Origin of the sequence: Acidithiobacillus sp. 'AMD consortium' (genome assembly GCF_008926505.1) — a bacterium.
Classification (GTDB): Bacteria; Pseudomonadota; Gammaproteobacteria; order Acidithiobacillales; family Acidithiobacillaceae; genus Acidithiobacillus; species Acidithiobacillus ferridurans.
The window spans coordinates 2273137-2289679 of sequence record NZ_CP044411.1 but is presented as its reverse complement, the minus strand read 5'-3'; the positions used below and the strand labels follow the sequence as shown (position 1 = coordinate 2289679).

General features: G+C 62.7%; 16 protein-coding genes. 12 read left to right on the top strand and 4 right to left on the bottom strand.

Translation table 11 applies throughout. The features are described from left to right. Window positions 1-46: 46 nt before the first annotated feature. Together F6A13_RS11900 and F6A13_RS11895 are read right to left on the bottom strand one after the other, a co-directional pair. Window positions 47-853 carry a hypothetical protein gene (locus F6A13_RS11900; RefSeq protein WP_151528295.1) on the bottom strand — a complete coding sequence of 269 codons (807 nt, stop codon included), beginning with the start codon at window positions 851-853 and terminating at the stop codon, window positions 47-49. A 355-nt stretch (window positions 854-1208) separates the two neighbouring features. Beyond that, window positions 1209-2942: a hypothetical protein gene (locus F6A13_RS11895; RefSeq protein WP_151528294.1), complete on the bottom strand. Its 1734-nt coding sequence runs from the start codon at window positions 2940-2942 to the stop codon at window positions 1209-1211. A gap of 144 nt (window positions 2943-3086) precedes the next feature. Here F6A13_RS11895 and F6A13_RS11890 point away from each other — a divergent pair, with 144 nt between their 5' ends. From F6A13_RS11890 to F6A13_RS11855, 9 genes are read left to right on the top strand one after another with little or no spacing between them, the layout of a single operon-like run. Then, complete coding sequence (locus F6A13_RS11890; RefSeq protein ID WP_151528293.1) at window positions 3087-3461, top strand: hypothetical protein; 375 nt, start codon at window positions 3087-3089, stop codon at window positions 3459-3461. 13 nt (window positions 3462-3474) lie between these two features. Then, window positions 3475-3795 (top strand): hypothetical protein, encoded by a 321-nt coding sequence (locus F6A13_RS11885; RefSeq protein ID WP_151528292.1) that lies wholly within the window; start codon window positions 3475-3477, stop codon window positions 3793-3795. Continuing rightward, the gene (locus F6A13_RS11880) at window positions 3792-4256 is read left to right on the top strand and encodes a hypothetical protein (RefSeq protein ID WP_151528291.1); all 465 of its coding nucleotides are present in this window, start codon (window positions 3792-3794) and stop codon (window positions 4254-4256) included. Before F6A13_RS11885 ends, F6A13_RS11880 begins: the two co-directional genes overlap by 4 nt. Next, a complete protein-coding gene (locus F6A13_RS11875) occupies window positions 4228-5499 on the top strand; it encodes a hypothetical protein (protein ID WP_151528290.1) in 1272 nt (423 codons plus the stop codon). Before F6A13_RS11880 ends, F6A13_RS11875 begins: the two co-directional genes overlap by 29 nt. Window positions 5500-5509: 10 nt before the next feature. Continuing rightward, complete coding sequence (locus F6A13_RS15860; RefSeq protein WP_264158125.1) at window positions 5510-5635, top strand: hypothetical protein; 126 nt, start codon at window positions 5510-5512, stop codon at window positions 5633-5635. Window positions 5636-5661: 26 nt separating this feature from the next. Continuing rightward, window positions 5662-6297, top strand: coding sequence for a hypothetical protein (locus tag F6A13_RS11870; protein ID WP_151528289.1), 636 nt, complete (start codon window positions 5662-5664; stop codon window positions 6295-6297). Beyond that, a complete protein-coding gene (locus F6A13_RS11865; protein ID WP_151528288.1) occupies window positions 6294-6578 on the top strand; it encodes a hypothetical protein in 285 nt (94 codons plus the stop codon). The genes F6A13_RS11870 and F6A13_RS11865 overlap by 4 nt, the downstream gene beginning before the upstream one ends. 3 nt (window positions 6579-6581) lie before the next feature. Then, window positions 6582-8825 (top strand): DotA/TraY family protein, encoded by a 2244-nt coding sequence (locus F6A13_RS11860; RefSeq protein ID WP_151528287.1) that lies wholly within the window; start codon window positions 6582-6584, stop codon window positions 8823-8825. A 44-nt stretch (window positions 8826-8869) separates the two neighbouring features. Beyond that, a complete protein-coding gene (locus F6A13_RS11855; protein ID WP_151528286.1) occupies window positions 8870-9142 on the top strand; it encodes a hypothetical protein in 273 nt (90 codons plus the stop codon). Between the two features lie 125 nt (window positions 9143-9267). Here F6A13_RS11855 and mobF read toward each other — a convergent pair whose 3' ends face one another. Next, entirely contained in the window at window positions 9268-12003 is a 2736-nt protein-coding gene (gene mobF, locus F6A13_RS11850) for a MobF family relaxase (RefSeq protein WP_151528285.1), read from the bottom strand. 134 nt (window positions 12004-12137) lie between these two features. Here mobF and F6A13_RS11845 point away from each other — a divergent pair, with 134 nt between their 5' ends. Next, entirely contained in the window at window positions 12138-13037 is a 900-nt protein-coding gene (locus tag F6A13_RS11845; protein ID WP_225981823.1) for a hypothetical protein, read from the top strand. Then, the gene (locus F6A13_RS11840; protein WP_151528284.1) at window positions 13015-13443 is read left to right on the top strand and encodes a hypothetical protein; all 429 of its coding nucleotides are present in this window, start codon (window positions 13015-13017) and stop codon (window positions 13441-13443) included. Before F6A13_RS11845 ends, F6A13_RS11840 begins: the two co-directional genes overlap by 23 nt. 304 nt (window positions 13444-13747) lie before the next feature. On the opposite strand, the gene F6A13_RS11835 is transcribed toward F6A13_RS11840, so the two are convergent. After that, on the bottom strand, window positions 13748-14806 hold the full coding sequence (locus F6A13_RS11835; protein WP_151528283.1) for an IS1595 family transposase: 1059 nt from the start codon (window positions 14804-14806) through the stop codon (window positions 13748-13750). Window positions 14807-15297: 491 nt separating this feature from the next. Between F6A13_RS11835 and F6A13_RS11830 the strand changes: the two genes are divergently transcribed. After that, window positions 15298-16488, top strand: coding sequence for a porin (locus tag F6A13_RS11830; protein WP_151528282.1), 1191 nt, complete (start codon window positions 15298-15300; stop codon window positions 16486-16488). The last annotated feature ends 55 nt before the right edge of the window (window positions 16489-16543 follow it).

The window sequence follows — 16543 nt, the reverse complement described above, 5'->3', positions numbered from 1 at the left end:
GCTCATGGTCATCCGAGGCTGAAAACATCTGTGAATCCTCCCACGACTACAGCCCTGGCTTAGTCGTGGGAGGATTCACAGCCGCTTCCATTTCGGCCTGCGCCGGAGCCCATTGGCCCTGCTGTATGCGTATCCCCGCTCGCAGCACATCGGCCGCAGCATCTTTTTCTATTGGCTTGAGCACATCTACCATTTGGCTGATTTCGCCTCGATGGAGCAACACCTCGGCCAATTGCAATCGTAGCGGTCCTGGGATGACCTCTCGTCCGGTCTTCACCTGTTCCATGGTCCAGTGGAAGAAAGGCAAGCGTTCCGGATCTACTCGTTGACAGAGATTACCCAAGGCGCCCGTAGCCATTCGCCAGCGCCATTCCGGAGTGACCCGGTCCATCAGTACGGGGTCGAAGGCCTCCATGCACGCCGCATAAAAAATGGTGCCCCAGTCATTACGTCCGGAGATCTCTTTCTGCATGGCCTCCAAATCGCTGATTGGCGCGCCGGAAAAAACCGCCAGACGCAGTATGGCGATGGTGTCTGCACCTTCCCACAGCGGCCAGCCGTAATGGCTGCGGCTCGGGTCATGGTTCGCACTGCGATGGAGGGCGCTGCGCAACTGAGCAATCGGATGTTGCGTCAAAAGCTCCCGATAAACCTGACCGCGTATATTGTCATGCAGTTGGGCGTAGCCTGGACGTCGAGGATGCTCCACGAGCAGACCAGCGCGTCGGAACTGTTCCCACGCATCCTTGACGGCCATCTGCGTAAAGGCTTTGCCGGCGTGATTTTTTAAGCCCCACTTCTGGATCAGTTCGTATACGGCTGTTCGGGGGCGCCAGGTCCAGAGCAGTGCCATGGCATCTGCGACAGTTCGTGTATCGGCATCAAGAGAATGGAGATCTTTCGGGATCAAGGCCAACGGTAGGGTATCCTTGGAAATCAATATGACCGAAGCATACCAAAATCTGCTGCATAAGGCTGACGCATTTATAATGGGCGCGCTCAAAGATGAAGTGCAACACCGATGGTCCAACCGGCCTTCTGGAAACGGTCGCCTTCGGGTCCCTCTATTCCAACCTTCGCCACCTTTGCGGCAGCAGGTGCGTTGGCTCAAAAGCCGCCGGTTTCCAACCAGTTTTTGCACATAGCCAAAGTGAATATAGAAGGCAGCCCGAGGGCTGCCCAATGGCCTCTCTATCCGGGGAATGGATTCAGTGCCGCATACCTGGTGCGGGATGGTAGGTTGGCGGTGGAGCGGAGGGGGCCGCAGGCGCTTCGGCAGGTGCCGGGCTGGGTGCGGCTCCAACTTCCTGCTTGACGACAATGGCCTGTTCCGTGCCGACGAGTCCCAGCCATTGCCCAAGGCGCCGTAATCCGCTTTTCACGCGATCCCAAAGCGACCCGCCCGATTCCGGATCAGGCAGCTTCCGGATGGATTCCTCGACACCCCGCAGCCGGTGTTCTGTGATGGATTCCCAGGAGCTCCGCTCAGCCTCCGGGAGGTGATGAGCCTGGGTCTGTATGGCATCTACATGTCGCTCTATTTTCAGCGCATGTTCCTGCAACCGCTGAAGTCCTTTCCGCAGGTCCGGCGTCTTCTGCAGGAGCGCGATGACGGCGGCCTTTTGCTGATCGGTCGTGTTTTCCAGCCCGTCCGGGCTCATCTTGCGCACCACGTCCATCATGGGGTGCCGGGAGAGTTTCCATCCTTCTGTTTTCAAATCGGCCAGGTGCTCATGTAGGGCACTGAATGCCTCGCGCGCCTTGTCGGCCTGGCTGGCCTGTTCCTTGGCGCCCTCCGCGGCTTGGTGATCCGCTTTCGTAGGAATCAGCCGCTGGGCGATCTGGGCAAGGAGTCCCGGGGAGCGCATCACGACGGTTTGGGCTTGCACCGGGGCGCGGGGCTGCTGCTGCCCGGGAGCCTGACCGCTCCCGGTTGGTGATGCGGCGGGGCGGTTATTCTGGGTCGTAGGGGCGGGACCGGGCGGTGGCGGTGGCGTTGGCGCTGGATCCACGGCACCCTTGACAGGGGCCTCCGACAGGGTTTTCTGCGGCGTATCTTCTGGCAAGGGACGCGGATCGACCATGGCTTGCAGCGCCTTTTCCTCAGCATCCCGCTGTGCCGTCAACGCGGCGGCCTGTTGATCGTCGGGGAGGTCCAGCGGCGGGGCCGAAGAGGTATGGGGATCTTCGCCCGCATATGCCTGTTGCAGGCTTTCCCATTCCGCTTCACTCATCGCGGGCGCCACATGGTCCTGGTTTTCGGCGGAAGGCTGGGCATTCGCCGGCGCCGAAGCTTTCTCCGGGCCTGGCGTCTCTATGGCCGGTATCAGATGCAAGCCGAGCATGCTGGCCTCATAGGCGCGCGTCGTATCCAACCAGCGCGCGAAATCGCCCCGCTGGTAATCATTGTCCCCGCGGAACTGGAATACGCTACCTTCTCCGCCCGGGGTGACACCGTCCTGCCGTTCCCGGCGCAGCACCGCGACGCTCTCCACCAGCGCGGGGTCCAGGCGGTCCGGACGCCCCTGGGTCATGGCATGTTCCAGGGCAAGCGCCTGTTCGGCAAAAAGCGCCGTCTCCGGCGCGATCTCCGTGGTGCGGTGCAGCTGGATATCGCGCAGATCCGCAAACTGGTCTGCATGCGACAGGGATCCGGCCAGGGCGGCGTAGCGGGTAACCAGGGCGTTGTCGGCGACATGTTCCGGTTGCCGGTCCCACTCGTTCAACCGGTTCAACACCGACCCCGGCCACCAGGCATCGGGGCTGGCCGCGAAGAGTTTCTGGGTCGCTTCGTCCTGCCGTTCCGCGCTGGTCAGTTGCGGCCAGAGCGATAGCGCCTCCCGCCAGGCGGGGAGGTGTTCCAGGCGATCGAGATAGACCGGGGGTTCCCGGCCGGTGAGGTCTTTGGCGTGCAGCCGCAGTTGATCCAGGACTTGGCTCATCGGAGTCTCCATCAGAAAGGGATCTGACAAGGGTAATAGGGCCTCACACCCCATGCGCCCCGTCGGACACAGCCGGTTTCGTTCGTTCACCCGTAGCGGCCCTATAACTTCTGCAAGACATTCCGTCCGCAGGAGGTAATGAAAATGAAACGATTCGCTCCCCGCAAGGAGATGCACCCCTGCAAGGGGCTCGTGCCCGGCAAAGGGATAGCGTTGGTTTTTGCGCTAGCGATGGGTCCCGCGAGCGCACAAGCCGCGATCGTGGCGGGGAGCGGAACGATCACCGGAATCGCCCTGTCCGGCATCGCCGGCCGACCAGGTTTCTTCCGCATCGGCCCCGCACTGCCGAAGCATGCGCCCGCGCAGGGCACGGGATCCACCCAGAGGCTGCAGCAATCCACACAGGGATCGCACCCTGCGAAAGGATCATTCGCTGCCAAGGGCCCGTCCCCTGCAAAGGGCTACACCGGCGGATTGCCCGTCTTCCATGATGACTACTGTGAGCAGTATGGCTGCTGACCAGGAGGAAGCGATGCATCCCGACATGCCGGACGATGACGGCCCCGCCGTACTGGCGGATTCCCTTTCCACGCTGCAATCCCTGCCGGATGACCGGCGCGGGGACTTCAAGACCTTGGCGGCCTACGCCCCGGTCCATGTGGCCCTGGATTTTCAGAAACGCTGGCGGCTGGCGCGCGCCGTGCCGGCCGGGGGGAGCGCGGCGGCACGCGAGGTGGCTAAGTCCGAAGGGGACGCCCTGTTGATCCTGCGGCAGGTCGAGCAGATGCGGCAACCGGAGATCACCAGGATGATCGAGAAGGCGTTGCAGCTGCAACCGGAGGCGGGGACATGAAGCGCCGCGGATACTGGTGGTACTGGATATTGCCTCTGACGGCTTTGCTCACCACGCCCGATGCCCTGGCGTGTGACTGTGCGAATTGCCAGGCCGCCCAGGCGGCGGCGATGCAGCAGGCCCTGACCCAGATCGATGCGCAAAAGCCCATCCCGGCCAACAGCGTGACGCATGTCTACAAGAACGTCGCCTGTGAAAACCAGCTCGGCAACTACGGGACGATGCTCGATGAACTCGACCAGTTGCTGGGCAACGTGAACGGCGGCAGCCAGATCGTTCAGCTCCTGCAAACGCTGTTCGGTTCCGCCCAGAGCGCGTGCGGCAGCACGGGCGGCACCGTCGGCATCAATGCCACCGCTGTGCAATGGACAGCGCTCACGAACCCGTCCGCAGTCCAGACTGCCATCAACGATGCCCAGGGAGGCGCCGGCAATGCGAATTTCCAGAATCTCTTCCAATAAGACCCTATTAGCGGCGGCGGTGGCCCTTGCGCTGGGAATGCCCCTGGCCTGGGCCGGAACGCCGGGAGCGGTAACGGGGAATCCCGTGCCCGACAGCGGAGCCAGTTTTGGCAACTGGGGCGGGAGCATCACCTACCTGGGCAATCCGCCGTATTCCCGATACATCCCCTCCACGTCGGGAGTCTCTGGCCAGGTACAGTGCTATCCCGTCGGGGAAGGCGGCGGCTGCACCAACATTTTCACGGGCGGCGGCGGCTTCGCCTCCCAACAGAACATCCAGGCCCTGGGGCACCAGATCCGCGCCGACATCTCCTGGCTGGGCTATACCCTGTCCCGCAACATCCGCAACGCCAGTACCGCCCAGGCCATGGCCAAGGAGCAGGCGAACAGCCAGATGCCCGCGAATGTCCCGTGCTCGGGCAGTTCGGCGCAGAGCCTGTCGTCTTCGGTGGCTGGTGCGAACGGGGCCTTTGGTGATGGCAATCCCATTTCCGGCGCGCAGTCCGTGGCGCAATCCGCGGCGGCGGGCCTGACGGTGTTGCATGCCACCGCCGGTCCGGACAAGTCCTGGAATCTCCACAACCTGTATTTTTGCAGCCAGGTCGAGGCAGGGGAGGGGATCTGCGACCAGCCGACCGCGGTGGATCCCAACGCGGACATCGCCGGAACCACGCTGCTCGGCACCCACGGACTGCAGGCACCGCAGAATCCCAAAACGGATGCCATCGCCCGGGCGGCGCTCATTCACAACCTGACCGACACCCTGCCGGTCCGGGTGCTGAACAAGAACACCTACCAAACGCCGGCCGGCAAGGCCGCCGTGGGCATGAAGCTGTCCTATGCCGCGCGCATGAGCCTGGCGCAAACCACGTTGCGCCAGATCGCAGCGCTGCACACGCCTATTCACGGCCTGGGGCAATCCCTGGATCGATCGCTGCAGCACCTGGGCGTCCAGCTCCCCAAGAACGCCTCCCTCGATCAGGTCTTTGCCTATGAGTACCGGGGAGAAGTGGGCAACCCGCAATGGTATCTCGACATCGCCAAGCTTTCCGGGGCCGCTCTGCAGCGCGAGATCGTCCTGCTGCTCGCGCAGAACCTGCAATACCAGTACATCGCCTTTCAGGAGCGTACCCAGCTCGCCGCGCTGGAGGCGGCACAACTGGCCCAGCAGACCGAAGTCGAATATCGCCCCGTGGTGAACACCATGAACCGCATCACCGCCAACAACGGCGGCAATCAATGAAGGAGCCTGCATGAACGCGATCGCCTGGATTCCCGTTTTTGCGGTTGGCGTGGCCGGCGTCGTGCTGATGGCTCTGGTCATCGAGGCCGCGCTGGCAGCCCCGCGCTGGCCGGTCATGCACCTCCATAAAAAGTGACCCGCCTCAGTAAACGGAGATTGGATATGAAAAAATGGGTATGGATCACGGGTATCACAGGCGCCGCGGTTGCGGTGATCGCGGGCGCGGTAGCGCTTTGGCCAGATCAACGGCAGAAGGCGGAAGCCGTCCCGCCGTTGGCCATCACCGCGCCGGCATCGAGAGGCTCTGTCGGGCTTCTCCCCATCCCGAAAACCATCAGTGATCGGACCATCATCGATTTTGCCGAGAATAGCATCAGCAACACGGCGCTGGAGATCGGCGGGCCCTTCGGCTGGCACGCGATGCAGCGGGCCGTGCGGCGGGATTTCACGCCGCAGGCGTATCAACGGTACCGCGCGTTTTTGCGGGATGCCCGGGTCAGCAATCGCCCGCACAGCCTGAAGATCGGTGCTTCGTTGCCGTTCGACGCGCCGGTGACGGTACGGCGGAAGCCGTACTACTGGCAGGTGATCTTTCCCCTGCAGGTGACGGTCGGCCGCGGCGTGACCGGAAGTTTCGTCACGCACACCTACGAGACCACGGTGCGCGTCGTGTGGCGCAAGATGCCGCCCGGGGCCGGGTCGAGCATCGGCGACAACGGCTATCCGGCCGCCCTGGCCATCGGCTCTTTTGCGCTGTCTCCCCATCTCATCCTGCCGACCGCTGGAGGACCATCATGAACGAGAACGACCCGCGCGACACCCCATCGAGAGAGGCGAAGCCCGGCGAATCCGGTCCGGAAGGCCTGATCGAGGAGGCCATCCTGCCGACGGGGGGCATTCTGCATCTGGGCTGGGCGCTGGATCTGCTGCTGGGTTCGGAAGCGGCCGCCGGGCCATCACCGGAGCCGGCCACGGATCCCGCACCGGAGCCCGGTCTGGGCCCTGCGCCGGCCCCCGCGCCCACGGCGGAGTCCCCGGTGTATGGAGCGGTTCACGGGCAGCGGCCGCGAGGACAGTGAGGCATGAAATTGCCGGGTAAACGTTCGCGCTGGTTTCCGGGATTACTGCTGGTCGGCCTGATCGGCCTCTCCGGACCCACCCAGGCCGCGAGCCTGTATTGGGCGCCGCCCTCCACGGACCTGTTCATGAACACCCTGTCCTGGATTCTCGGGCCGATCGTCCACGACGCCACCGGCATCGGCAACGGCACCACCACCCCGGTGTCGGTCCTGTTGGGCTGGTTCAACCAGATCGTCCTGTTCTTCGCCGGCTTCTGGGTGGCCTATGTGATCTTTGTCGGCATCCTCAAGACCGCGCACGAAGGGCAGTGGATGGGCAAACGCTGGTCGGCCCTGTGGATCTCGTTCCGCATGGCCCTCGCGGTGGCGATGATCCTGCCGGTCTTCAACGGCGGCTATTCGGCGGTGCAGGGCATCATGATCTGGCTGGAGGGCAACGCGGTGGGGGTCGCCGACAATGCCTGGAGTCTGTCGGCCAAATACATCGTCCAGGATCCCATCGGCGGCGTCGTGGTCAGTCCATCCCATGTCCGGAACCTGGCGGTGGGCATCATGACGGCGGAAAGCTGCGCAGCCGCCGTCAACTACAATATCCGGACGAACGCGCTGTTGGGCGTCGCGGCGTTCGCGACCGGGAACGGCGGTGGCGTCGAACAGCAAACGCGCGCGAATTTCGCCGCCGATGCCAGCGCCGATGTCTGGAACTCCCTGAGCAACATCGCGGATGCCGTCGGCTATGGCCAGACCGCGCATCCCTGGGCAACGGCCTACACCTCCCAGGTCTGGACCCTGCCGTCCATGACCATCGCCAGCGCGCTCGATGCGCCCTTCGCGGATGTCTGCGGATCGGTGACCTACGCGTCGGGCGCCAGCGGGAACGGCACCCACGCCCAGATCGACAATGCCATTTACCGGATCAACGCCCAGCTCGTCCCGCAACTGGCCAGCAAGCTGAATCCGGTGGCGCAAGCGATCGTGATGGGCGGCACGCCTTCGGTGCCGGCGTATGACAGCGCCCTGGACAGCTATGCCAACTCCCTGGTGACCGAAGGCGTGCAGGAGATCGATGCCATCGAAAAGCCCGTGGAGCAGGGATTTATCGCCAAGGTGAACAGCCAGGGCTTCGCCACCGCCGGAGAGTGGTGGTGGCGGATGATGAAGCTCAACGAAGTGGCCCAGAACGCCATCAACAACACCGGCACCTACAATACGCTCGGGGGACCGGGAGAGTTGGGGGGATTGCTCTTCGACGGGCGCTATCACAGCTCCCAGGTGCGCCTCATCCATTTCATCATGGACAACGGCGACAGTTATCTGGCGCCCCAGAACACGGGAACCGCGGGCATGGGCGCCATGCATACGCCCGGCGGCTTGAGCGGTGTCGCGACCTATCTGGACTACCGCATCGCCCAGTCGCTCACCTGGGCGGCGAAGGAGCCGCGCAACGTCAATCCGCTGGTCGGTATCCAGAATGAAGGCTATCTGCTGGAAGCCGCGGGCGAGGAGGCGTTTTCCATGGCGATCGCGGGAGACGGCGCGAAAGGCGCGGCGGAAGGTTCCGAGAGCGGCATCACCGGCGATGTCCCGCTGGTGAGCCAGGTTGCCGGGGCCGCGGCCAAGATGGCCAAGCCGATACTCAATCTCCTGCAGACTCTCGCGGAGGTGCTGTTCGCCCTGGGCGTTTTCCTCTCGGTATGGATCCCGCTCATTCCGTTCTTCATCTGGATCACGGCCATCATCAGTCTGTTGATCCTGTTTGTGGAGGCCGTCTTCGCAGCACCCTTGTGGGCGGCATTCCATGCCAGTCCGGAAGGGCACGAGGTCGTCGGCATGGGCGCCCGGGGCTGGATGATGCTGAATACGGTGGTCCTGACGCCGGTGTTGATGGTCATCGGCCTGATGGCCGGGACGGGGATCCTGTATGGGGCCTCCTGGCTGCTCGACAGGACCATCGGCGGGGCGGTGCTCTCGACCTTCGTCAATGGCTCGGGCGGTTTCATGGGCCTGTTTGACGCGATCGGTGAAGCCATACTATATATTGTGTTGTTGGTGGTGATCACCACCATGTCCTTCGGTCTCATCCACGAGTTGCCGGCCTGGATTCTGACCTGGATCGGCGGATCGGGCGGCGACCGGGGCGGGAAGAAGGCCACCCAGGACACGCACGGCGGTGGCGAGAAAACGAAGGGGAACATTCAGCAACAGTTCCGGCCCAGGCGGAAGCCGTCCCAGACGGGCGGGCAGTAGTCCGGAGCGGAACACGGCACGGGATCGGAGGAGGAGGGACGGACATGATACAATGGATACTGCGCAACAACCCATGGATATTATGGCTGGCGGGCGCGCTGCTGGTTTTCAGGTGGCTTGTGCTCCCCATCCCGCATCCCGCGTCCAAGAGTCTGCTCGTTTCGGGGGCGCTGAGCTGGCTCGTTGCCAAGCTCTGGCATCGGGTGGCTTGGGGGCGCTTCGCGCCAGCGCCGATGGCCGCAATGATATCCCTGTTCTGCCTCGCCTGGTTGCTGATCGCGATGGCCTTCCCGGCGTTGGGCGGAGGCCTATCCTGACGCATCTGCCGCTTTCCACCCAGAACGAGATCGCCGATGTGATCCGGCAACGGTTCGTCGAGCATCAGCAGTGACGGGAGCGGTTGGGCCGGGTTGTACGTTCCACTGCTCCCGCAATCCCGATATCACAAAGCGGCGCGTCCCCGATGCGGCAGGGATGCCAGAGTCGGTTCTGTCGCGCCTGTTTCAGGCTCAAGCTCAAGCTTATCGGTTCCCGCATAGTCCAGGCTGGTATCCTTTTGCTGCGACCGGCTCATGGCGCCAATGATCTTTTTGATGGCATCGAAACCCTGCACCTCCGGCTCCATGCCGAGTTCCGCCAGGTCATTCTCGATGTCCGGGCGGGCAAAGACCACGGCGGTGGTGTGCCGCATGCGGGACAGATCCACGTAGGCTTTCTCGCGGCTCTCCATGCTGCCGTCGGCGAAGACCACGACGTGATCGGCGGTGGTGCCCTGATTGCGGTGGGTGGTGCCGGCGTAGGCGTACTCGATCTGGGCGTAGCCCGCCCCTGGCGAGATTTGCCGCTCCGGCCGACCCTCCGGGACGGGCTGTCCGGGAATGATGGTGATCTCGCCGCCGTCGTCCTTGCGGATGGTGATCTCCGGGCCATGAAAGCCCTCGCTGAGCGCGGTAACGGTCCCCGCCTCGTTGTTGAGGATCCCGGCATGGTTCCGGTTGGCCCGGAAGACCAGACGCTCGCCCAGGGCGATCTCGCGCTGGCCGAGGCTCTTGCCCTGGCGGTCGCGCACGGTGATGGTGACGGCTGGGCGGTCATCGAGCAGGCCCCGGCTCTTCAACGCATGGCGGGCGAGTGCATTGAGGGTTTCGGTGGCGGCGTTGGTGGCCGCCAGTAGCAAAGCCTCCTGCGGCCGCCCGGCATCGTAGAGATTCGCCCATCGCCCGACGGCCATGGCCGCCGCCTCCGGCCAGCCGTCGGCGATTTCGATGAGGCCATGGCGATCAAGGATTTCCAGTGCCTTTGCCGCATCGCCCTGACGGGTGAGCGCCACGACTTTCTTCATGTCCTCCGCTTTTTCTCCCCGCTGTCGCAGGTTCTCCTTCAGGTAGGCCACGGCATCCGTGCCTGTTTTCTGGAGCGCCCGGAATGCCCCGCCGGCGTCGATGGCCTGGAGTTGGGCGATGTCGCCGACCAGGACCAGCTTGGCGCCGGATGCCCGCACCTGGGCGAGGAGCGCCTGCATCATGCGGGAACCGACCATGCCGGCCTCGTCGATGACGATCACGTCCCTGGCGCCCAAGGTGCGCGTAGGCGGGATCGGTTCCCCGGTGACCGGATCCTCGCCCGGCTTCAGGGACAGCAGGAGGGCCGCCAGGGACTGGCTGTCGATATTGGCGCCATGGAAAAGTCCATGCGCCGCTTTCTTGGCGATGGCGGCGCCGTGCACCCGAAACCCCGCGGCCTCCCAGGCCCGCCGCGCGGCGTCGAGCATGGTGGTCTTGCCGGCGCCGGCGTGGCCCTGGATCATCTGCAGGGCGCCGATCCGGTGGGTGATATGCCAGATGGCCCGGCGCTGCTCCTCCGAGAGAGAGAAGCCTTTTTGCCGCGCGTCCCGGTCGGCCTCCTCGATGGCGCGCCGCACCGTGGCGCCGTCCACCAGGTGCCAGTCCACGGCGGCCAATGCCTGGGCATCGGTGACCATCCGCCGCTCGATGGCCTGCATCTCCCGGGTCGTGAAACGGGCCGGTCCGGGGGCTTGCAGGGGAACGATCTCGGCATCCCGCCGGAGCTGCGCCACTTCGGCGCGGATCTCGTCATAGCCCATGCCGCAGGCCTGTGCCGCGACGGCCACCCGGTGCCAGATGTGCCGCTCTTCGAAGGTCGAATCATGGGCGGTGAGATCCCGCAATACCGCGGCTCGGTCATAGGAAGCGGCGAGCAAGCCCTGGCGCAATGCCTGCACGGTTTCCGCGCTCAGGCCATAATGGGCGGCACGCTCCCGCCAGTCGGCGGCGAGGATGGCCCGGTCGATCACCTCCTTGCGCCGGCGCGTATCCAGGGTGGCCAACGCGGCGGCTTCGGCGTTGCTGCGCCCGCGCGCCAACAGAAGTTTCTCGATCTGCTGGCGTCGCCGGGAAAATTCCCGTTCCGCATCCTCGGAAACCCCCAGGATACGAAAGCTGTCCCCATCCCGCTCGATACCGAAGCCCATTTCCTGGAGCCGTTGTGCGAGGACGGCTCGGTAGAGGGCGCCCAGGGCCATCTTGTGGCGGTAGAGCTCCCAGGATTCGATGGCGCCCCAGGTCCCGTCCAGCCGTTGCGCCAGGTTCATGAGCAGGGCGTGGGAGTGGATCTGCGGATCCTGTTCGCGGCTGCTGGCATGGCGATAGACACCGGCGATCAGGTGCGCGAGCTCGCGTTCCTCTCCGGCGTGTCCGCGGCGGGCGACCGGCAGATGCGTCTCGATGTGCCGCAATGCCTGTGCCACGGCCGCGTCATGGGCGGCGGCGATGGCCTCGCGGAGATCCCGATCGGCCACCGCCCAGACGATCGATACGCTCTTGGGTGCGGAAAAAGTCAGGTCATAGCCATAGCGGCGCTGCGGGCCAGCCTTGTCCACCAGAGCCCGACCATCATCGGGATGAAGGCCCTGCAGGAGGCGGGTCATGGTCTCGTGTTCCACGGCTTGGCCAGCCAGGCCAATGGCCTCCGCGCCGGAGCCGACCCAGATGCTGGGCGTGCCGCCGTTGCTCTGGCTGTAGTAATCCTCGATGGCACCAGTGCCGGCCCCCGGACGGTTCTGCTGCTCGGGCCGCTGCTCCAGCTGTTCGTCGGGGTAGTCCGCGATCTGGGCGACGTGTTCGGCGGTGGAGCCTTTTTTGGCGTGAATGGAAAGCATAGGGATCTCCGTAGGTTGACATGAAGGTTATAGGGAGCTGGGCTGTCTGCCGGTTAGATATCGGTATGTATTGGCGACCCGTGACAGCAGGTAGCAGAGCAAATCAACAACCGCCCCACGAAGCTTTTGCGTGAATGCCCCTGCAAGAGGTCCTTCGTCGTTATGGGGTACCGGAGATCTTCAACACCGACCAAGAAGCGCGTGAAACTCTGACCATATCCAACTGGGTACGGTCAGAGATATTGATGGTTTTGGATATGCTGACGGTCACGTGGCGTGAGGGTCAGGGGGTAAACCCCCTCAAAAAACTTGAATATAAAGTGGGCTGGAACCCTTGTCTTATACCCAAAAAGGGTATTAACATGCCCGAAATGGGTATAAAAAACACAATCAAGCCTCTCAAACCGCGTTCCGTCGGGCAGCGCGCACCTGTTCGGGCGCGGACTGGTCTTGCCGATGCGCTGTTTTCGGCGACGCAACAGCGTGTGCTGGCGCTGCTGTTTGGCCAGCCGGAACGCAGTTTCTTTACCAACGAGCTGATCGGCTTGGTTGGCGCCGGGTCGGGCGCGGTGCAGCGCGAGGTTCGGCGGCTGGTTGAGAGCGGGCTGGTGACGGTGACGCGACTCGGCAGCCAGAAGCATTACCAAGCCAATCCGGCGGCGCCAATTTTCCAGGAGTTGTGCGGCATCGTGACCAAGACGCTGGGACCGGTGGAAGTGTTGCGCGCGGCGCTGGTGCCGCTTGGCGACCAGATACGCTTGGCGCTGGTTTACGGCTCGGTGGCCAGCCACAGCGACACGGCCCACAGCGATATTGATCTGTTGCTGGTGTCCGACGTGCTGACGCTGGAGCTGGTCTATACGGTGTTGACGCCGGTGGAGCAGCAGCTTGGCCGCCGCGTCAGCCCGACCTTGTATAGCGTGGCGGAGTTCCGCCGCCGCCAGACAAGCAATAATCCTTTTCTCACCAAAGTGCTGGCCGGCGAAACAATCCGACTGACGGAAGACCACGATGACCTCCTCGCCGCTGGATAACCTGGTTCGCATCGGCAAGCTCAAGGCTGAACCGCCGGCACAGGCGGAGTTCGATGGCCTGGTTCGTTCGGGCCAGGTGCGCCTGCGCGATGCGGAGAATGCCGCGCTTTCCCTCGAGAGCCGTTTCGATCTGGCCTACAACGCGGCGCATGCCTTGTCGCTGGCGGCGCTGCGCTGGCGTGGTTACCGTTCCGAGAACCGCTATCTGGTGTTCCAGTGCTTGACGCACACGCTCGCGCTGGAAGCCGCGCAATGGCGGGTGCTCGATCAGGCGCACAACAAGCGCAACTTGGCCGAATACGAAGGCGATCTGGATGTGGACGATGCGCTGGTGGAGGCCCTGATCCGCGTTGCGCAGACAGTGGCCGAACGTGTCGCGGCGCTTGGCCCGGTGGCGCAGGGCTGATCCGTGTCTGAAGCAGCCTCGCTCATCTTTGACCTCCACAACTATCCACCCTATCTTTGCTTCCCGTCCCATCGCGTCCACAAAGCCGTAAGGCGCCTCGACCGTCAAGTCAGGCCGCCCCATTTCGCCGACGGTATCAATATCGATATCCGTGGCGGGATAACCAAGAACATGGACAAACAGGTCACGAAGGGGTCCATACATGGAAGCCTCTCGCCCCGCCGGGGTTTGCCGAAGCTTTTCTATCGTGGCGTCATAGGAGAAAGTCATTATTTTTGTGGGGTATCCATACAAATGCGGCGATTTAGCTACGCCAAGGATTTGTCGGTGTCGGCACATGCAGCGACGGGGGGGCTGCGCGGCGCACGCCGGGCGGCACTGGCCGATCTTGCCCAGCCTTTCTTGGCTTTGGGTTGGCCACGAGGTCGCGAAAGGACATCGGGTGCATGGCAACCGACTGCTGAAGAAGCCGGTAGAAGAGCATTCCCCTGGCACGCGATCCTCTGCGATTAAAGCGGAAGGCGAATTCATTCAGGTAGGCCTGCAAGTGGTCGGCGCCAATCGACCCTTGATGGGTGCCCATCAGCCACCTTTTTACGAGAGCGGCGACTCGGTGCACTCCTGGGAGTACTTCGTGCGCATCTTTGCCGGAACCCTTGATGGGGGTACTTTGGTGGGCGTAATCGATCCCGGCTGCTCCTGGATAGGATGCCAGTCCGTCAGTATGGATCGTGGAGCCGGGCTCAACATGAGCCAGGAGAAAGGATCGCAGAGCGTCAGTTTCGGCATTGGGGATGACCTGAATTCGGCACCGGCCAAATCCTTTGGGCTGCGTCTGTTCAACCGCCACCGCGACAAGGGCCTTGCCAGCAGCCCCGCGGCCGCGCTTCCCAGGCCGAACGCCGCCAATCATGGTCTCATCCACTTCGACATCGCCGGACAGTCGATCATGCTCGGCGTGACCAATGGCGGAGCGGAAGCGGTGAAGCATCGCCCAGGCAGTCTGGTAGGAGCCGAATCCAAGAAGGCGATGGAGGGTTTTGGCGGACACCCCGTTCTTCGGCGCAGTCATGTGCCAGGCGGTCGCGAACCATACCGTAAGGGGTGTTTTCGTGTGATGAAAGATGGTGCCAGCCGTGGCAGATACACGGCGCCGACATGCCTTGCACCACCATCGGCTATCGCTCATGCGCCACCCTGCGTTGCCGGAGCACTCAGGACACGAAAAGCCGTCCGGCCAACGGAGCCAGTCAAGATAATTGAGGCAAGCGGCATCATCAGGGAACCAGCAGAGAAAGTCTGCGTAGTTCTTGGGGTAATCCTTACCGGCCACTGGCCGACGTTGCAGCTTCGGGCTCTCCATCCGAAAATGCTAGCATCGCCGCATTTGTATGGATACCCCACTTATTTTTTGCCTGGGTTGTCTTGGTCAATCTGCCACATGGTACACAATTCCGAGCAGCCGTACCGCTTTCCCGTGGCGCAGCGCTCCCTGGCGGGGCTGGACAGCTCATTCGCCAGCCGTTCCCGCCAGATATTTGTCGCACACTCTTGGCGCCCTTGGGAAACACGCCGGATGGCGTGTATCTGCATCGTATCGATCGTCTACCCGGTAGACGATACCCGGAGTGCCTGCCCGTGTGGTTTCTCTTTTGCCCAAGAATGATGCACCATAATAGTGCATTCATCACCACAACGGTGCACTCTTGATCTATGTCGGTTCGCCAACGGCATCACTAAGCATCTCCAAGCTTTGTTTTTTGCAGGTTAACAACTCTGAAAAACAGTATTGTTGTATATGGCACAAATCGTGCTTAGTGCATTCTGTCATTTAACGAAAAAGGAGCAACCTTAATGCGTACGTTCACCACCACAAAGCATCCCCACATAAGTGGCAAACAGTGTTCAACAATTCTTGCTGTCGCGTTTTTGTCCACATTGGCACTGGTGCCAGACACAGTCCAAGCCGCGCCCCTGCCGATGCCAGCGATGACCGGCCCGCTGCAGTCGCCGTCTCCTTTTCAGTTTGATGCCGGTCCACTCGGAAAGCTGGATATCACCGGCGTAATGAGCGGCATGGGCGTCTGGCAGGACAACCCGGTTCCCAGCGACCGGTTCACCCGCGCCGATATCAGCAATGGCCAGATATTCATCCAGAAGACGCACGGGTTGATCCAGTTCTTCCTCCAGGCCGGTGCCTACAACATGCCCGCCCTGGGCACGTCGTTCCTTTCTACGGGGAGTACCACCAGCGATTATTACGGCGCATTGCCGCAAGCCTATCTGAAGATCGCCCCCACCAAGGATTTCTCGGTGCTGATCGGCAAACTCCCCACCCTGATCGGCGCGGAATACACCTTCACCTTTGAGAATATGAACATCGAGCGCGGTTTGTTGTGGAATCAGGAAAACGCCGTCAATCGCGGGGTGCAAGTCAACTACAGCGTAGGGCCGTTGAGCGCCTCTCTCGCATGGAGTGATGGTTTCTATTCCAATCGCTTCAACTGGCTTTCCGGCGACCTGTCCTACGCCATCAACTCCGCCAACACCGTGAGCTTCGTGGGCATGGGCAATGCGGGGCAGACGGGTTATTCCACGCTCGCTACCCCGGTTTATCAAAACAACAGCGACATCTACAACCTGATCTATACCTATAGCTCGGGTCCATGGATGATTCAGCCCTACCTCCAGTACACCCAAGTACCCGCCAACCCCGCTATCGGCGTGGGACGCAGCACGGGGACCAGGGGCGCGGCTCTCCTGGCGAGTTATGCCCTCACCCCCCACATTACCCTGGCCGCCCGGGCCGAATACATTGCGAGCACCGGCAACGCCACCGATGGCGCGATCAACCTGATGTATGGGCCTGGCAGTAAGGCATGGTCCATCACCATGACGCCCACCTACCAGGATCACGACTTCTTCGCCCGCGCCGAGTTCTCCTACGTACAGGCAAGCAGTTACACCCAGGGCGACGTCTTTGGTCCGCAGGGAAATAATCCTACACAGGCTAGGGCCCTTGTCGAAACCGGGTTTCTATTTTAAGAAGCAGCGAGTCAGCGTTGATCTGTAGCATGCCTTTGCAACAATGAGGTGGGGT